General features: G+C 40.8%; 18 protein-coding genes and 2 pseudogenes. 17 read left to right on the top strand and 3 right to left on the bottom strand.

The genetic code is table 11. From position 1 onward, the window contains the following. The first annotated feature begins 69 nt into the window (after nucleotides 1-69). The 13 genes from V7K45_RS10525 to V7K45_RS10465 all read left to right on the top strand — a co-directional run bounded on the left by V7K45_RS10525 (nucleotide 70) and on the right by V7K45_RS10465 (nucleotide 11,044). A complete protein-coding gene (locus tag V7K45_RS10525; RefSeq protein ID WP_335003062.1) occupies nucleotides 70-1,863 on the top strand; it encodes a hypothetical protein in 1,794 nt (597 codons plus the stop codon). Between the two features lie 327 nt (nucleotides 1,864-2,190). Then, nucleotides 2,191-2,445 carry a SemiSWEET transporter gene (locus V7K45_RS10520; RefSeq protein ID WP_322739705.1) on the top strand — a complete coding sequence of 85 codons (255 nt, stop codon included), beginning with the start codon at nucleotides 2,191-2,193 and terminating at the stop codon, nucleotides 2,443-2,445. A gap of 21 nt (nucleotides 2,446-2,466) precedes the next feature. After that, a complete protein-coding gene (locus tag V7K45_RS10515; protein WP_335003058.1) occupies nucleotides 2,467-4,113 on the top strand; it encodes a B12-binding domain-containing radical SAM protein in 1,647 nt (548 codons plus the stop codon). Between the two features lie 11 nt (nucleotides 4,114-4,124). Continuing rightward, complete coding sequence (locus V7K45_RS10510; RefSeq protein WP_012411100.1) at nucleotides 4,125-4,313, top strand: CPXCG motif-containing cysteine-rich protein; 189 nt, start codon at nucleotides 4,125-4,127, stop codon at nucleotides 4,311-4,313. Nucleotides 4,314-4,332: 19 nt separating this feature from the next. Then, the gene (locus V7K45_RS10505; protein ID WP_334705326.1) at nucleotides 4,333-4,776 is read left to right on the top strand and encodes an SRPBCC family protein; all 444 of its coding nucleotides are present in this window, start codon (nucleotides 4,333-4,335) and stop codon (nucleotides 4,774-4,776) included. Nucleotides 4,777-4,998: 222 nt separating this feature from the next. Then, a complete protein-coding gene (locus tag V7K45_RS10500) occupies nucleotides 4,999-5,148 on the top strand; it encodes a hypothetical protein (RefSeq protein WP_335003055.1) in 150 nt (49 codons plus the stop codon). Between the two features lie 276 nt (nucleotides 5,149-5,424). Next, nucleotides 5,425-6,186: a beta-carotene ketolase CrtW gene (crtW, locus tag V7K45_RS10495; RefSeq protein WP_335003053.1), complete on the top strand. Its 762-nt coding sequence runs from the start codon at nucleotides 5,425-5,427 to the stop codon at nucleotides 6,184-6,186. A gap of 113 nt (nucleotides 6,187-6,299) precedes the next feature. After that, complete coding sequence (gene cofG, locus V7K45_RS10490) at nucleotides 6,300-7,280, top strand: 7,8-didemethyl-8-hydroxy-5-deazariboflavin synthase subunit CofG (protein WP_335003051.1); 981 nt, start codon at nucleotides 6,300-6,302, stop codon at nucleotides 7,278-7,280. Nucleotides 7,281-7,380: 100 nt separating this feature from the next. Beyond that, the gene (locus V7K45_RS10485; protein ID WP_335003049.1) at nucleotides 7,381-7,671 is read left to right on the top strand and encodes a hypothetical protein; all 291 of its coding nucleotides are present in this window, start codon (nucleotides 7,381-7,383) and stop codon (nucleotides 7,669-7,671) included. Further along, nucleotides 7,664-8,989: an ATP-binding protein gene (locus V7K45_RS10480; protein ID WP_335003047.1), complete on the top strand. Its 1,326-nt coding sequence runs from the start codon at nucleotides 7,664-7,666 to the stop codon at nucleotides 8,987-8,989. The genes V7K45_RS10485 and V7K45_RS10480 overlap by 8 nt, the downstream gene beginning before the upstream one ends. Beyond that, nucleotides 8,986-10,344 carry a tetratricopeptide repeat protein gene (locus V7K45_RS10475; protein WP_335003045.1) on the top strand — a complete coding sequence of 453 codons (1,359 nt, stop codon included), beginning with the start codon at nucleotides 8,986-8,988 and terminating at the stop codon, nucleotides 10,342-10,344. Before V7K45_RS10480 ends, V7K45_RS10475 begins: the two co-directional genes overlap by 4 nt. 139 nt (nucleotides 10,345-10,483) lie before the next feature. Further along, nucleotides 10,484-10,762, top strand: coding sequence for a hypothetical protein (locus V7K45_RS10470; RefSeq protein ID WP_335003043.1), 279 nt, complete (start codon nucleotides 10,484-10,486; stop codon nucleotides 10,760-10,762). Nucleotides 10,763-10,789: 27 nt separating this feature from the next. Then, the gene (locus tag V7K45_RS10465) at nucleotides 10,790-11,044 is read left to right on the top strand and encodes a UPF0175 family protein (RefSeq protein WP_335003354.1); all 255 of its coding nucleotides are present in this window, start codon (nucleotides 10,790-10,792) and stop codon (nucleotides 11,042-11,044) included. Between the two features lie 250 nt (nucleotides 11,045-11,294). On the opposite strand, the gene V7K45_RS10460 is transcribed toward V7K45_RS10465, so the two are convergent. After that, the gene (locus V7K45_RS10460; protein ID WP_335003041.1) at nucleotides 11,295-11,450 is read right to left on the bottom strand and encodes a hypothetical protein; all 156 of its coding nucleotides are present in this window, start codon (nucleotides 11,448-11,450) and stop codon (nucleotides 11,295-11,297) included. 4 nt (nucleotides 11,451-11,454) lie between these two features. Between V7K45_RS10460 and hflX the strand changes: the two genes are divergently transcribed. Together hflX and V7K45_RS10450 are read left to right on the top strand one after the other, a co-directional pair. Further along, nucleotides 11,455-13,083, top strand: coding sequence for a GTPase HflX (gene hflX, locus V7K45_RS10455; RefSeq protein ID WP_335003039.1), 1,629 nt, complete (start codon nucleotides 11,455-11,457; stop codon nucleotides 13,081-13,083). 436 nt (nucleotides 13,084-13,519) lie between these two features. Then, nucleotides 13,520-14,401, top strand: coding sequence for a 2OG-Fe(II) oxygenase (locus V7K45_RS10450; RefSeq protein ID WP_335003037.1), 882 nt, complete (start codon nucleotides 13,520-13,522; stop codon nucleotides 14,399-14,401). Nucleotides 14,402-14,935: 534 nt separating this feature from the next. Here the strand turns inward: V7K45_RS10450 and V7K45_RS10445 are convergent. Beyond that, on the bottom strand, nucleotides 14,936-15,253 hold the full coding sequence (locus V7K45_RS10445) for a hypothetical protein (RefSeq protein WP_335003373.1): 318 nt from the start codon (nucleotides 15,251-15,253) through the stop codon (nucleotides 14,936-14,938). Between V7K45_RS10445 and V7K45_RS10440 the strand changes: the two are divergent. Then, nucleotides 15,228-15,728, top strand: a pseudogene (locus V7K45_RS10440) (XDD4 family exosortase-dependent surface protein); the annotation flags it as partial. The gene V7K45_RS10445 and the pseudogene V7K45_RS10440 overlap by 26 nt on opposite strands. Before the next feature lie 61 nt (nucleotides 15,729-15,789). On the opposite strand, the gene V7K45_RS32950 reads toward V7K45_RS10440, so the two are convergent. Further along, nucleotides 15,790-16,377 carry a hypothetical protein gene (locus V7K45_RS32950; protein WP_442941980.1) on the bottom strand — a complete coding sequence of 196 codons (588 nt, stop codon included), beginning with the start codon at nucleotides 16,375-16,377 and terminating at the stop codon, nucleotides 15,790-15,792. Nucleotides 16,378-16,430: 53 nt separating this feature from the next. On the opposite strand from V7K45_RS32950, the pseudogene V7K45_RS32945 reads away from it, so the two are divergent. Further along, nucleotides 16,431-16,514: pseudogene (locus V7K45_RS32945) on the top strand (PEP-CTERM sorting domain-containing protein); the annotation flags it as partial. Nucleotides 16,515-16,756: the final 242 nt, after the last annotated feature.

Here is a 16,756-nt window from a genome sequence, read left to right as displayed (position 1 = left end):
CTTTTTTATCTGTATTGCTATAGTAGCGGATAACACATTTGACTACGTGCGATCGCATCTACTATCAATATGGATAAAAAGTCTCAAAATCGCTTAGAACACTTTGTTGCTTTAAAGTCCAAATACCAAGTAACTCAATATCAAGATTCATCACCTACTAGTCTGTTGTATTTCATATTGCGAAAAGTTGACTTAGGAATTGAACTCAGTCACTTAGAATTTAATTGGTTGAAAGAGTGTGAGCTTGTTGAGACTTTAAAAGCTATCAAGCAAGAGCAGCAACATAGATTCCAAGAATTTGGAAATCTAGAATTTGAATTCACCAAATTACAATCTAAGTATAAAGCTACAAAGCATGATGTTTCTTGGCAATCTAGTCATCTGTATTTCATACTTTTGAAACTTGAATCAGGAAATTTAGTCACTGATTCAGATATTAAATGGCTTACAGCTAACGGTTTACATGAGACGAATAAAATTGCTCAAGAGGTAAATCGATTTACTCAACTTAAATTTAAATACAAAGCTACTCAATATCAAGACTCATATCCTGATAGTTTCCTGTATCAAATACTAAAAAAGTTAGAGGTTACAGAACGTTTAAGTGATTCTGAATATAATTGGCTGCTCAATAACCAACTCTTGGAAACAGCAGAAATTTTTCAACAACAAGAGTCAGTAAAAGAAACTCACTTTGCTCAATTACGAGATAAATACCAGGCAAATAAACACCTAAACTTCTCATTGTCGAGTCCACTATATCCAATACTGCAAAATATTGATGCCAAAAATAATTTGAGTGATTCCGAGATTAACTGGTTGGCACAGCAAGAACTGAGCGAAACAATTGCCATTGCTCAAGAGTTGGAACAAACACGAGAATTTGCTGCCTTGAGACTTAAGTATAAAGCAACTGAATATCAGGATTCATCGCCCAAGAGTCACCTGTATAAAATTCTCAAAAGGCTTGAGTTTTCTAATCAGTTAGGCGAACAGGATATTAACTTTCTCAAAAAACGCAAGCTGACTGAGATTATAGAAATCGCAAATGAAAAATACGCCTCTACCCTAAAATCTAAGATAGATTTGGGAGAACTACTTAATGAATCAGAAATTGATTGGCTACAAAATAATAGACGTGAAGATATTATTATTCTCGCTCAACAAAAGCACTTCGCTATTCTCAAGAGAAAATATGGATTGATATATCTTTCACTTGTGCTAGAGCCATTTTACGCGATCATGGTCAAATTAGACAAAAAAGAACGGCTAGATCCTAAGTTGGTTTTGCAGCTTATAGAAGAAGAACTATTATCTCCTGGTGGGAAAATTGCTCTTGCACATTACAGGCTAGAAGCAGAGTTTTATGAGCAGGAATTTCACCGCACCGGAAATAAATGGGATATTCCCACCGCTAGTAGTTATTGGCGCAAAGCAGATGAACCTGAACAGGCATTAAAACTTACTAACTTAGACTTAAGCCAAATCAAAGAAAGCAAGCTAAAGTCAGCAATTTCAGTTACTAGAGGTGCAGGATTCAGAGATATGGATAACCTAGCTGATGCAGAGATTTGCGCGAAAAAAGCTATGGGATATCACCCTGATAGTCATCAACCTTATACCTTAATTGGTGCTATATGTTATGACAAAAGTAACTATCCAAAAGGAGATTATTGGTATGAACAAGCAATAAAACGCGGTGCTAAACCTGAAGATATAGATGACGAAAGAAAACGAGTAGTCAGGAGTACAAAAAATGAGAATAAACGACATGAAGCAGCAGAATATTTACTGAAAAAAGATTTACAACGATATGCTTGGGCTAAGTCTTATCTCAAAAAATCCTCAGACAATTGTAAATAAACTGGTTGCATCTACAAACTACCAACATGACTAGATTTATTCAAAACCAATTTGCCAAATTATCACCAGAAGAGTTTACAGCTTACTATTGCAGTTATTCCGTGAAGAATTAAGTAATCGCTTTTACGAGTGTCAATTATATATCCTTTAATGATTAGCGTAGAGCTTAAAGCAGAAGGGAACAGAGTCAAACTCTTTTCCTTTTTTCTTTTTTATACTTTTTTCCTCACGTTAAAATGTAAAATAAAAGACATTGATACAGGATAATCAAAATCAGTTTATAAGTTTTTTAACCAATGAAAACTTTATTTTATAGGTTTGCATCGCATGGATTTTCTGACAATTATAGGATTAGCTGCCGCCACAATAACCACAATCTCTTTTTTGCCACAGATGTTTAAAACTTGGCAAACGAAATCAGCAAAAGATGTTTCTTTAGTTACGCTAATTACATTCATAAGTGGTGTTTTTTTGTGGCTAATCTATGGAATTTATTTACAATCCTTGCCAATTATTCTTGCTAACGCCATAACATTGATTTTTAACTTAATTATTCTATGGCTTAAAATTAAATATAGATAAACTTGCCTCTAACAAACACCTGTGACATCATCTGTATTTGACTCTGAACGCCTTCTCTTTACACCCACTACCCCAGACACCAACGCTATCCCCATAATCTTCGCCTTTCCCAACGAGTACAGCGTAGGTATCACTAGCCTTGGCTATCAGGTAGTTTGGGCAACCTTGGCAATGCGTGATGATGTGCAGGTGAGTCGCCTGTTTACCGATACTCACGAACAACTCCCCAGAACACCGGAAATTGTGGGATTTTCTATTTCGTGGGAACTGGATTATGTGAATATTTTAAATTTACTGGAATCTTTAGAAATTCCCATTCGAGGAACCTATCGTGATGATTCTCATCCGATAATTTTTGGTGGTGGCCCCGTTCTCACTGCTAACCCCGAACCTTTTGCAGATTTTTTTGATGTAATTTTGCTGGGAGATGGCGAAATCTTGTTAGGGAATTTTATTGAGGCTTATAAAGAAGTAAGAAATGCCTCAAGACAAACTCAACTAAAAAGACTTGCACAAATACCAGGAATTTATGTACCCAGTTTGTATGAGGTGGAATATCACACAAGAGATGGCGAAGTAAAGTCAATTAAACCAATTTCTCCCGAAATTCCCGCAGTGGTGCAAAAGCAGACTTACAGAGGAAATACTCTCTCGGCTTCTACTGTAGTCACCGAAAAAGCAGCATGGGAAAATATCTACATGGTGGAAGTGGTGAGAAGTTGTCCAGAAATGTGCCGCTTTTGTTTGGCGAGTTATCTCACACTACCTTTTAGAACAGCCAGTCTGGAAGATTCATTAATTCCAGCGATCGCAAAAGGTTTAGAAGTCACAAATCGACTAGGATTATTAGGAGCTTCAGTTACTCAACATCCAGAATTTGAGACTTTGCTAGATTATCTTAGTCAGCCAAAGTATGATGATGTCCGTCTCAGTATTGCCTCAGTGCGAACCAATACTGTTACAGTCCAGTTAGCAGAAACTTTGACGAAACGAGACACGCGATCGCTTACCATTGCAGTAGAAAGTGGTTCCGAGAAAATCCGCCAAATCGTCAACAAAAAGCTGCATAACGATGAAATTATCCAAGCAGCCATAAATGCCAAAGCTGGCGGATTAAAAAGCTTGAAACTCTACGGAATGGCAGGAATTCCTGGTGAAGAAGCAGAAGATTTAGAGCAAACTGTGATGATGATGCGTAATATCAAAAAAGCTGCGCCAGGATTGCGCTTAACATACGGATGCAGCACCTTTGTACCCAAAGCACATACGCCGTTTCAATGGTTTGGTGTGAATCGGCAAGCAGAAAAGCGGTTGCAGTTTTTGCAAAAACAGCTAAAACCGCAGGGGATAGAATTTCGCCCAGAAAGCTATAATTGGTCGATTATACAGGCTTTGTTATCGAGAGGCGATCGCAGACTCTCCCAACTTCTTGAACTTACTCGTGACTTTGGCGATTCCTTGGGTAGCTACAAACGTGCTTTCAAGCAACTCAAAGGACAAATCCCCGACTTAGATTTCTACGTCCACGCCGAATGGTCAACAGAACAAGTATTACCCTGGAGCCACTTGCAAGGGCCTCTGCCACAGTCTACACTACTAAAGCATTTGGCTGATGCTAAAAGTTATATTAATCCATCCCCCAAAGAACTACAGCCATTGAATTCATAGCTGAAAACTTGATGCAAAACACAGCTGAGTATTACTGCGCCTATTGCGGCGAACCTAACTTAACTTTTATTGATTTGAGTGCTGGAGGACAGCAATCTTACGTTGAAGATTGTCAAGTTTGTTGTAACCCAAATATTTTGTATGTGCGGGTTGATGAAGATACCCTAGATATCGAAATTGATACTGAATCTGAAAGCTGAATTTTAGGTTTTTCTTTCCATGCTGCACTTTAAACATTCCTCAATCATTAATGCCTCACCAGAAGTAGTTTGGAAATTTCACGAAAGGCCAGATATTTTGCAACTGTTGAATCCACCTTGGCAGCCAGTCCAAGTGGTTCGTCGTGAAGGAGGGTTGAACGTGGGCGCTATCACCGAATTTCGCTTGTTTCTCGGCCCATTACCCTTAACTTGGCTAGCGCGTCATACTGAATGTGAAAAATATCGCCTGTTTACTGACGAACAGATATCTGGTCCCTTTGAATCTTGGGTACATCGACATGAATTTGAATCAGAAAATGGCAAAACCAGATTAACTGACGCTATTTCCTTCTCTATGCCTGGTGGAGGAGGAGTTGAATTTGTCAGTGGTTGGCTAGTGCAAGCGCAATTAGAAGCGATGTTTCGCTACCGCCACTATGTGACTAAACGAGAATGCGAGTAATTATGAGCATTCTCTTGTAGTAAGTGGCTCCAGATTTTGAGCTTACTAGGAGCCATGTTTATTATTTTATCTTTGTTAGTTTGGATAATAAAAATCAGTAAATTTTCTAATTGACATTAGATTTTTTAACAATATAAATACTATTTCGCTAATTTCAAAGTGTTTCCTGAAAAGCTTGAAAATCTCATCCTCAGAGTTGAAGTTTAATCTTTAGTCTGAACTTTGGTGCGATCGCTTGGCAACGATCGCTTTCTAGCCTACATTAGTTTGGGATCTCAACGGCTACAGCGTCATGCACGAATTACTCCACTTCATTCCCTACTTTTGCCGCTAATTGTGTTACCGATTTTTCCCCAGACTTCGGCTGTTTAGAAAGCCCCATATTAAAAACACTAGTTTTTATAATCACCAAAGCTACCAGTACTATAACTTACATAATCCAACCGCCATACCAAAAACAGTTGTTGGTATGGCGGTTGTATGTGTAATAATAGTTCAAGTATCTTAATATTTCTAAATATCTTAAAGTGTTGGCACTATCCAAGGTAAAACGCTGACCACTAATAGAGCTTTCTGTCTGGTGGTTAGTGATTTTTGTGGTGATTATATTTTAGGAATTTTCACTTGAATACTAGGCGGAGTAAAAGCGTGATTCAATTAGAACAACCACCCAGTCATCAGACAAAATTGACTCCAGCAGTAAAAAGTAAATCTCAGTTTAAAGGACTTTTCATCGCTATTGTCATTGTGAGTGCATGGGTTATTAGCTTGAGTTTATTACTTCCCCTTGACATCTCCAAGTTAAAACTTTGGATGCTATTGCCTAGCATAGCTTGGCAAACATTTTTATATACAGGATTATTTATTACATCTCATGATGCTATGCATGGGGTAGTCTTTCCCCAAAACAGCAAAATTAATCATTTGATTGGAACATTAACCCTATCTCTTTATGGTCTTTTACCATATAAAAAATTATTGAAAAAGCATTGGCTACACCACCATAATCCAGCAACTCAAATAGACCCAGATTTTCATAATGGTAAATACAAAAACTTCTTTGCTTGGTATTTACATTTTATGAAAGGTTACTGGAGTTGGGGACAAATAATTGCTCTAACAATTATTTATAACTTTGCAAAATATATACTTCATATACCGAGTGATAATCTAAACTATTTTTGGGTATTTCCTTCACTTCTAAGTTCATTACAATTATTTTATTTTGGTACTTTCCTCCCACATAGTGAACCAATCGGAGGCTATATTCAGCCTCATTGTGCCCAAACGATTAACCGTCCAATTTGGTGGTCATTTATTACGTGCTATCATTTCGGCTACCACGAAGAACACCACGAGTATCCCCATATTCCTTGGTGGCAGTTACCAGAAATTTACAAAGCAAAATAGTTTTTGTTTATCTAATAAGTAAGTGGGCGTGAATAATTAAAGGTTTGTAGTCAGCGTCTCCAGCCCTTAAAATAAGTCTGGGGCTGCTTACTAAGAGCAAATTTATTCTGCTTATGTCAATTAATAATTCTCGTCTTGTCACTTATAGCCCTGCTTATACCATCGTTCCCACTTACGAGTGCTTTAATCGCTGTAGTTACTGCAACTTTCGCAGCGAACCGGGTAAAAGTCCCTGGATGAGTCTTTCAGATGCAGACAGTATTTTAAAACCACTTCAAAACGAAAAAGTCTGTGAAATTCTCATACTTAGCGGTGAAGTACATCCCCATTCGCCAAAGCGTCAGGCGTGGTTTGGGCGGATTTATGATTTGTGTGAATTAGCGCTTTCAATGGGGTTTTTACCTCATACAAACGCGGGGCCACTGAGTTTTGAAGAAATGCAAAAGCTCAAGCGTGTGAATATTTCGATGGGGCTGATGTTGGAACAGTTAACGCCAACATTGTTAAATAGTGTACATCGGCACGCACCGAGTAAATTACCAGAAGTTCGTTTACAGCAATTGCAATGGGCGGGAGAGTTGCAGATTCCTTTTACAACTGGGTTACTGTTGGGAATTGGGGAAACTGTAGATGATTCGTGGGAAACATTAACAGCTATATCTCAATTGCATCAACGTTATCACCATATTCAAGAAGTTATCCTGCAACCTCATAGTCCAGGATATCAGCAAACCTTTGATGCACCACCTTTTAACCCTCATCAGTTACCAGAAGTAATTGCTAAAGCACGTCAGATTTTACCGCCAGATATTACTATTCAAATTCCGCCGAATTTAGTTAAAGATGACCGATGGTTACTCGCTTGTATCGAAGCTGGTGCGCGAGATTTGGGTGGAATTGGGCCAAAAGATGAAGTGAATCCCGATTATCCTCATGTTCAGGAGCAAACATTGAGAGAAATTTTACAGCCTGCGGGGTGGGAATTGATGCCCCGTTTGCCAGTTTATCCGCAATTTGATAGTTGGTTGTCGGGGGAGTTGCAAACAGCAGTGAAGCGCTGGCGCAAGACTCTAACCCCAGTTTCTCTTTTGTAAGAACAGGGAAGTATAGATTTCCCATCTCGTAGTAGTTTTTTTGCTGACGAGTATTTGAACTGGCTGGATTAATCCACCTCTGAACTCCGTTAACGAGTATTTGAACTGGATTAATCCGCCTCTGAACTCCGTTAATGAGTATTTGAACTGGATTAATCCACCTCTGAACTCCGTTAATGAGTATTTGAACTGGATTAACCCACCTCTGAACTCCGTTAATGAGTATTTGAACTGGATTAATCCACCTCTGAACTCCGTTGACGAGTCTTTGAACTGGATGAATCCACCTTTGAACTCCGTTGACGAGTGTTTGAACTGGATTCATCTACCTCAATTCTGTATGATCTCGATTATTATGAGCATCATTGCTATATTTTTTACCTATGGTTAATAGTACTGACTTACTTGCAAACCTCTACAACGCGTTTAACCCCTTTGAACCTTTACCCGCAGGCGATCCAAAATATGTAGATTGTCAGGATGTGCGAGGAGATGCCGATATTTTGCAAGAGTTGGGAAATCGGATGCAATTGGCAAATACAAATACTTGCCAATTGTATTCTGGTCATCGGGGTGCGGGGAAGTCTACAGAATTACTCAGATTAAAGAAGTATTTAGAAAATCGGAAATTTTATGTTGTCTATTTTGCGGCTGATGAAGAGGATATCGATTCTGAAGATGCCCAATATACAGATATTCTTCTCGCCTGTACCCGCCGTTTGCTCAAAGATTTAAAAGAAATTGCCAGTCCTGATCCTATACTCAACTGGTTAAAAAGCCGTTGGGAAGATTTAAAAGATTTGGCGCAGACTCCCATAGAGTTTGAGAGTCTGGGAGTAGAAGCCAAACTTGCTCAGTTTGCCAAGTTGACCGCAAATTTAAGAGCTGTTCCTGAATTGCGCCAGAAGATTCGCCAAAAAATTGATCCTTACACTGTCACTTTAATTCAGGTGTTGAATGAGTTTCTAGCGGATGCAAAAAAGAACTTACCTACGGGTAAAACTCAACTGGCGGTAATTGTCGATAATTTAGACCGGATGGTATTAGTCAAAGACGGAGAACGCACCAATTATGAGGAAGTCTTTTTAGACCGCAGCGAACAACTCCAAGCTTTAGATTGCCATTTGATTTACACTGTCCCCATTTCAATGGTCTATTCTACAAGGGCAACAGACCTCAGAGATATCTACGGCGACCCCCAAATTTTGCCGATGATTATGGTCAACACTCTCAAAGGCGAAGTTTACCAGCCAGGACTTAAGAAAGTTAAAGAAGTAATTAACAAGCGAGTCCGGCAAATTGCACCCGAACTATCACTAGAAACAGAAATTTTCGACAGTCCCCAAACCTTAGACAGACTTTGTTTAATGAGTGGAGGTCATGTGAGGAATTTGCTATTGTTAACTCAAGATGCCTTTGGACGCACTGAAGAGTTACCTGTTTCAGAAAAGGCAGTGCGACGAGCAATTACTCAAGCTAGAGATACTTATCGCCGCGCTGTGGAAAATCATCAATGGTGTCTGTTAGCAGAAGTGTCTTGTTCTAAACGCATTATTAATGATGACTTGTATCGGAGTTTGATGTATAACCGTTGTCTTTTAGAATACCGCTATTTGGATGATGATGGAGAGATGCAGCGTTGGTATGATATTCATCCATTGATTCAAGGAATTCCAGAATTTAAAGAAGCTGTAGCGAAACTTTCATGAACCCAAATTTAAGTGATTGGGATGATGATTTACCCCCAGAACCAGAAGAAGCTTATCAAGACTTACTTCGCGCACTGAAGCGTAAATCAGGATTTGGTTTGTTTTTTGTGCAATGTACACCTATGGAAGCAGACAAGTTTATTGTCAAACTTCCCCAGGAGATTCCCCAGAAAAAGATTACAGTTTTGCGCTTTGTTGAGGCGATTGATAATTTATATCAGCCAGTGGCAGAGTTTGTTAAAGACAAGCAAGTTGATATTTTATTGATTAAAGGTCTGGAGTATTCTTTATATAAATATGAAAAAAGAAGTTTTGGGGAAATTACCGAAGGGCAGTTTAGCAATTTAACCAGTGTTCCGCATATTTTAAATCACTTAAACCAACAGCGAGAACGCTTTAGAGATGATTTTCCCATTAGCTTTGTTTTTCTTTTGCGTTCATTTTCAATCAACTATTTTATTCACCGCGCCCCAGATTTTTTTGATTGGCGTTCTGGGGTGTTTGAATTACCCACAACGCCAGAAGTAGTAGAAGAAGAATCAAATCGCTTGTTGTTGGAAGGAAACTATGAAGAATATTTAAAACTCACTCCTGAACAAAAAATTGAAAAAGTTATAGGAATTCAAGACTTGCTGTCCGAAAAACATCAGCTAGAGAATCAGAAGCCAAGTTTACTATTTAAACTGGGAAATTTATTATCTACTGCTAATGAATATGAAGGAGCGATCGCATCCTATGACCAAGCACTGAAATTTAAACCTGATGACCACCAAGCTTGGTACAATCGGGGCATTGCGCTAGATGAATTAGGACGCTTTGAAGAAGCGATTATATCCTACGAACAAGCACTGAAATTTAAGCCAGATTACCACTTAGCTTGGTACAATCGGAGCATTGCACTAGATGAATTAGGACGCTTTGAAGAAGCGGTCATATCATACGACCAAGCACTGAAACTTAAACCAGATTACCACCAAGCTTGGTACAATCGGGGCGATGCACTAGGCAATTTAGGACGCAATGAAGAAGCGATCGCATCCTACGACCAAGCACTGAAATTTAAACCTGATGATCACCAAGCTTGGAACAATCGGGGTTATGCGCTAGATGAATTAGGGCGCTTTGAAGAAACGATCGCATCTTACGAGCAAGCACTGAAGTTTAAACCAGATTACCACCTAGCTTGGTACAACAAAGCTTGTTGTTATGCTCTCCAAGGTAATATTGAAAAGGCACTAGAAAACCTACAAAAAGCAATTAATCTAAGTCATGAAAAATGTTGTGAATGGGTAAAATCTGACTCAGACTTTGATAGTATTAGGGAAAATGAACGCTTTCAAGCCTTGATTCAATAACCCTTATAAATACTAAAATAATGTAGCGATTAATTTAGCGATCGCCTTCACACTTCCACTAAAAATACTAACTGAAATTAAAAGCGATACGATACATTACTAAATATAAAGTTAACCCATCTTCAAGAACATAAATCAAATGTCAGAAAACGCCCAAGAGCAAAAACAGCTATCTCTCAAAGAAATTGCTAGCCTATCTTTGGCAGAACGTCACAAAATACTAGAACCTTTGATCGCCGCCACAGCCAAAGATTTTTTAAATGACCCTGAATTAACAGAATTCTCAGTTTTAGGTGGTGAAGATTGGGAAACTGAGAATGACAACATAATTCATGTAGAAGAACCCGAAAGCAACCGCAATTATGACGCTTTTTTGAACGGCTACGCACCAGAAGACGAAGGACTTTATGACGACTGAAAATTAAAAGGGAACATCCTGATAAAAATCATGTCACAACTTAAAATTGACTATTCAGAAACTTTACCAGATGCCTTACAGCAAACGCGAGAACAGTTTGAACAAGAAGCAAAAATGGCGATGGCAGTTAAACTATTTGAAATGAAACGCATTTATTCTGGTTTAGCTGCACAGTTAGCAGGTATAGATAGGGTAACTTTTTTACTTAATTTACACCGTTATGGTGTAGCGATGATTGATTTAACTGAAGAAGAACTTATATCTGATTTAGCGAATGCTTGAAACTTTGCAAATACACTGTGACCTCTCTCAAAACCTCTCTCCTTTTAGGAGAGAGGCTTTGAATCTTACTCCCCTTCCCTTGTAGGGAAGGGGTTGGGGGTTAGGTCACTATTTCACTCAACTAAAAACCATCAAAATAGCCTCAAATAAATACCCACCGTGAACAAATTCCTAACGCATCCCTCAAAGGAGAGAGATAGGAGCCTAAACCCTGTTGTAAAATAGACATATAAGGATTCGGGGGGCCATTTTACTGGTCATAAACGCCTATAGAAACTATTTTTGGAAATCTCCAAGGTCTGAAGTCCAGCCAGCTAAAGCAACTACAGCGGCTGTACCACCAGCGCATACCAGGCGATCGCATCACCACGCCTGAGTTTTCCCAGCGTCTGGCAGCAATTAGCACAGAAGTGAATCAGCCTGTGTGCGCTTACATCAACCGTCGCGGACAAGTGATTCGCGTCGGGGTAGGCACACCGCGTCAAACGCAAATACCACCGATGGAATTGCCCCGTTACGGTGCAGAACGACTCAGTGGTATTCGTTGTATTGCCACCCATCTCAAGCCAGAACCGCCCAATGAAGCGGCGCTCACGGCGATGGCACTACAACGCTTAGATGCCCTAGTTGTCCTCAATATTACCGGAACCGGATTTACACGGCGCGGAGGCGGTGCGACTGGGTATGTCAAAGAAGCTTATTTAGCTCATCTCACACCCCAAGACTCTCGCACCCTGATTCCTAGTCCTGCTGCTGTCAAAGTAGAGGAAAGCCAATTCGGCTTCGCTCACTCTAAACAAATCCAATCCCCAAGTTGGAATATATCGCCACCTTTGGATTTGGATGATCTGGCAGACCAGGATTTAGTAGACTTGGTAGAAAATCTGGAAGCGGAATTCCAGCGCGAATTTATCGCCCAGGAAGTAGATGCTGACCACGATCGCGTGCTGATTGTGGGGCTGATGACCAGTGAGATGACTCCCCTACAATTCCAAGACACCCTAGTGGAATTGGCACGTTTAGTTGATACAGCTGGGGGAGATGTATTACAGACAATACAGCAGAAGCGATCGCGCGTTCATCCCCAAACCGTAGTTGGTGAAGGTAAGGTGCAAGAAATTGCCCTAACTGCCCAAACACTAGGAGTCAACCTCGTTGTCTTCGACCGTGACCTCTCACCCTCCCAAGTCCGCAACTTAGAAATGCAGATTGGTATCCGGGTAGTTGATCGCACGGAAGTAATTTTGGATATCTTTGCCCAACGCGCTCAATCCCGCGCTGGAAAATTGCAAGTAGAACTAGCACAGTTAGAATACATGCAACCGCGATTAGCTGGTAGAGGTCGCACCATGTCCCGATTGGGTGGTGGTATTGGGACTCGTGGCCCTGGTGAAACCAAACTGGAAACTGAACGCCGTGCCATTGGGCAGCGCATATCCAGACTACAAAAAGAAGTAACTCAGTTGCAGGCCCATCGTTCGCGGTTACGGCAGCGACGGCAGCATCGAGAAGTTCCTTCAGTCGCTTTAGTTGGATATACCAACGCTGGTAAATCTACTTTGCTGAATGCTCTCACGAATGCAGAAGTTTATACAGCCGACCAGTTATTTGCCACTCTCGATCCCACCACGCGCCGTCTGGCGATTCCTTATGGCGAAACCAATGAACATCAGGAAATTCTGATTACAGATACAGTAGGGTTTATACACGAACTGCCTGCATCGTTAATGGATGCTTTCCGCGCCACCTTGGAGGAAGTCACAGAAGCCGATGCCCTACTACACTTGGTGGATTTGTCTCACCCTGCTTGGTTGCGTCATATTCGCTCAGTCAGAGAAATTTTGGCACAAATGCCAATAACTCCTGGCCCAGCGCTAGTGATTTTTAACAAGATCGATCAAGCCAATAGTGAGACATTAGCTCTAGCTAGAGAAGAATTCCCCCTTGCGGTATTTATTTCTGCGAGTCAGCGTTTGGGATTAGAAACCCTACGTCAGCGCCTTGCCAAGCTGATTGAATACGCCGTTGATTCTCAGTAAATACTGAAATAAATTTTTAATTTTCTAGTTGAAAATGCCGTAGTTAATAGTAACTATGGCATTTTCTATTGAAAATAATAGATATTTCTACTTTATTAAAGCTTTATCGGTTTATGTGGAATTTGCTGAATGACAATTTTATAAAAGACATGCTAGAACAATTGATTAATGGTATTTTTCTGTTTCTAGCTGATACAGTAATTGAATTTATTCACTAAATAAATTCAATTACGTATAAAGATTTAAGCATTGAACTTGTTCTTAATTAATTTTATACAGCAGAATTTAGAATTTAGCAGTAAAACATGATTTATTTCTGGGTAACAGATTTAGCTTGTGTATCTCACAACTTTAAATCTGCTGTAAGTACTCTATTAACCTTTCAGCATGACTTTTAGAGTTATCTCATTTATCAACATTATATAAAGAAAGGTATATGCAATTAGCTTCACAGCCATTTGAGTCGAAAGATGTCAAAGTACAGCTTCTTTTAACTGGAGGACATCAATATACTGTTTATTTAAAATCGGATGCACCTTTACTGCATAGCCTTTTAACAACAGTTGTGGCTCGTGCTTACAAACAAGAATCTGAGTTACAGAATTTATTCCAAATTCCCATCAATGAAGGTCGCTCGGTTTTGTGTTTTCCTGGCGAACATCTTATAGGGGTGGTTACAGAACCCCCAATCTTTGTACATCAATCAGAGAAAATACAATTGCAAAATGATTATATTTTGGATTCTGATTATATACAAATAGATAATTTTCTTCAACCAGAAGAACACAAACACTTACTCAAATACGTCCTAGATAAAGAGTCGGAATTCTTGCCAAGCAATACTTCTACAAAGGATATTAACTATCGCCAATCAATGGTTATCTACTCATTCCCTGAATTTTCTGAACTAATATTACAGAGAATTCAAGCAATGATTCCTGATATCATGAGCAAATTAAACTTACCATTATTTCCTATATCACAAATTGAAAGTCAACTCACTGCACATAATGATGGTAACTATTACAAACTTCATAATGATAATGGCAGTCCAGATACTGCTACTAGAGAATTAACATACGTTTATTATTTTTATCAAGAACCAAAATCATTTTCTGGTGGTGAGTTGTTGATATATGACAGCAAAATTGAAAATAACGTATATGTCAATGCTGAGACATTCAAAACCGTCGAACCTCGCAACAACAGCATTGTATTTTTCCTTAGCCGTTATATGCACGAAGTACTGCCTGTGAATTGTCCCTCTCAAGCTTTTGGAGATAGTCGATTTACTATCAATGGCTGGGTACGTCGATAAGTAAATTCAGTATAATTACTGTATACTACCACCATGAATATTTAACTTTAGGTAAGGCGATCGCCTTACCTAATTTATTGCAAACTCATAGCCAATAGACTTTCTGAGTAATATATTTCATTGCATTATAAATAGTCTGTCAATATTACTTAAGCAATTTATTTATAAGTTTAAAATAAAGATTTAGCTAACTAATTAAAACTAGAGATATTACGTAATTAAATAAAAATCATTTTCATAGTATAAACACTTAATTATCGTAATTTGATCGCGTTAATGTCATTTATTTATACTCTATTAAATTTTTGATAAAGCTTAAATAAAACAGTACTATATCTCTTTTTTTTGTGTCAATTTAGATCAGCAAATGATGTCAATGATGCTCATATAAACATCATTATTAGGAAGCTTTTCCATATCTTGTTTAAGACAAAGAGGTTTGATTTACATGTCTCAAGCATATTCAAAAAAAATAATAGGTTATATAAGTTGTGGTCTACTATCATTCACCTTAGCTTTAGGGTCACAAATACCTCAAGCACATGCCGGTAACGGTAACGGCAATGGCAACGGCAACGGCAATAAAAATACACCAGCACCAGCACCAGCACCTGCGCCAGCACCAGCACCTGCGCCAGCACCAGCACCAGCACCGGCACCAGCACCTGCGCCAGCACCTGCACCTGCGCCAGCACCTGCGCCTGCACCTGCGCCTGCACCGGCACCTGCACCAGCACCTGCGCCTGCACCAGCACCAGCACCTGCGCCTGCACCAGCACCAGCACCAGCACCTGCGCCAGCACCAGCACCCAAGAGTTTAGGGTCTATAAGTTTTTCAGCTACAGGAACCAATACCTACGACAAATCTAATGATCCTCTGGCAGCGTCAGTCCTCTTTAATTTCCTAGACAATGGTTTATTGTCACTGACCCTGACTAACAAATCTTCTGTAGGAATCTCAAACCCTTCTGATGTTCTGACATCAGTCTTCTGGGACTATGCTGGTTCTCCCCTAAATAACTTATCGCTGGTTTCGGCTTTAGCTCCGACAGTGACCTCAAGCGCAGGCTCTACCACTACAAAGAATGTTGATCTTCTAGCTCTAAATGAATGGAAATTGCCAAATACTAGTAATACTGGAGGACTTCCTGGCATTGACCAACACTACGGTCTGGGTACTGCTGGCTTAGGCATTTTCCAAGGTGGTGGTGGACAGCAATTTAATTACGGCATCATTAGTGGTTACGCTAATGATGCAAATCCAGCTGTGAGTTCGGGGACTTTTGTTCAAAGTTCAGCTACTTTCCTACTATCAGGGCTAACCTCCGACTTTGACATCACTAAGATTGGCAACATCCGTTTTCAGTACGGTACATCACTAAGCGAAACTAGTATAAAACCTGCCACAGCACCTGCGCCCGCACCTGCGCCAGCGCCCGCACCTGCGCCAGCGCCAGCACCTGCGCCCGCACCTGCGCCAGCGCCCGCACCTGCGCCAGCGCCAGCACCTGCGCCAGCGCCCGCACCTGCGCCAGCGCCAGCATCTGCGCCAGCGCCCGCACCTGCGCCAGCGCCAGCACCTGCGCTAGCGCCAGCACCTGCGCCAGCGCCAGCACCTGCGCCAGCGCCAGCACCTGCGCCTGCACCTGCGCCCGCACCTGCGCCTGCACCTGCACCTGCACCAGCGCCAGCACCTGCGCCTGCACCTGCACCTGCACCAGCGCCAGCACCTGCGCCAGCGCCAGCACCTGCGCCAGCACCAGCGCCCGCACCTGCGCCTGCACCTGCACCTGCACCAGCGCCAGCACCTGCGCCTGCACCTGCGCCTGCACCTGCACCTGCACCAGCGCCAGCACCTGCACCTGCACCAGCACCTGCACCTGCACCAGCACCTGCACCTGCACCAGCACCTGCACCAGCACCAGCACCAGCACCTGCACCAGCACCTGCACCAGCACCCGCGCCAGCACCAGCACCCTCAGTACCGCCTTACTATCAACCCCCTGCACCTCAACCGAAAAAAGTACCTGAACCTAGCACAACCGCAGCATTAGGATTATTAGGCTTGGGTGTTTTCGGACTCCAGAAGAAAAACAAAAAAAATCTTTCCTAAACTTAAACCGCACAGCTAAGTTTTAGTAGGAAGGGTCTTAAATACATGGGTTTAGAGGAGCATAAGCACTTCTAAACCCATATTTGTTAGAGGTAAGAAATGCGAAATTAAAACTCGCCTAGAAAATTCCTGCTTTTTAACTAGCGCTTATACCAATTCTGTATGAAGATGCGCCAAACTACGTCAAACTTATAGATGGGTGCATTTAGTAATTTTGTTATGAGTCGTCCATTCCAAATCGA

It is taken from the genome of Nostoc sp. (assembly GCF_036917375.1).
In the GTDB taxonomy this organism is placed as follows: domain Bacteria; phylum Cyanobacteriota; class Cyanobacteriia; order Cyanobacteriales; family Nostocaceae; genus Nostoc.
The sequence above is the reverse complement of the archived record's forward strand: the minus strand, read 5'-3'. Positions and strand labels throughout refer to the sequence as shown.

What these genes read in the sequence shown, in the direction of transcription:
- V7K45_RS10525 (WP_335003062.1), top strand. Translation starts at nt 70, where the DNA reads ATGGATAAAAAGTCTCAAAATCGCTTAGAACACTTTGTTGCTTTAAAG.
- V7K45_RS10520 (WP_322739705.1), top strand. Translation starts at nt 2,191, where the DNA reads ATGGATTTTCTGACAATTATAGGATTAGCTGCCGCCACAATAACCACA.
- V7K45_RS10510 (WP_012411100.1), top strand. Translation starts at nt 4,125, where the DNA reads ATGCAAAACACAGCTGAGTATTACTGCGCCTATTGCGGCGAACCTAAC.
- V7K45_RS10505 (WP_334705326.1), top strand. Translation starts at nt 4,333, where the DNA reads ATGCTGCACTTTAAACATTCCTCAATCATTAATGCCTCACCAGAAGTA.
- cofG (WP_335003051.1), top strand. Translation starts at nt 6,300, where the DNA reads ATGTCAATTAATAATTCTCGTCTTGTCACTTATAGCCCTGCTTATACC.
- V7K45_RS10480 (WP_335003047.1), top strand. Translation starts at nt 7,664, where the DNA reads ATGGTTAATAGTACTGACTTACTTGCAAACCTCTACAACGCGTTTAAC.
- V7K45_RS10475 (WP_335003045.1), top strand. Translation starts at nt 8,986, where the DNA reads ATGAACCCAAATTTAAGTGATTGGGATGATGATTTACCCCCAGAACCA.
- V7K45_RS10470 (WP_335003043.1), top strand. Translation starts at nt 10,484, where the DNA reads ATGTCAGAAAACGCCCAAGAGCAAAAACAGCTATCTCTCAAAGAAATT.
- V7K45_RS10450 (WP_335003037.1), top strand. Translation starts at nt 13,520, where the DNA reads ATGCAATTAGCTTCACAGCCATTTGAGTCGAAAGATGTCAAAGTACAG.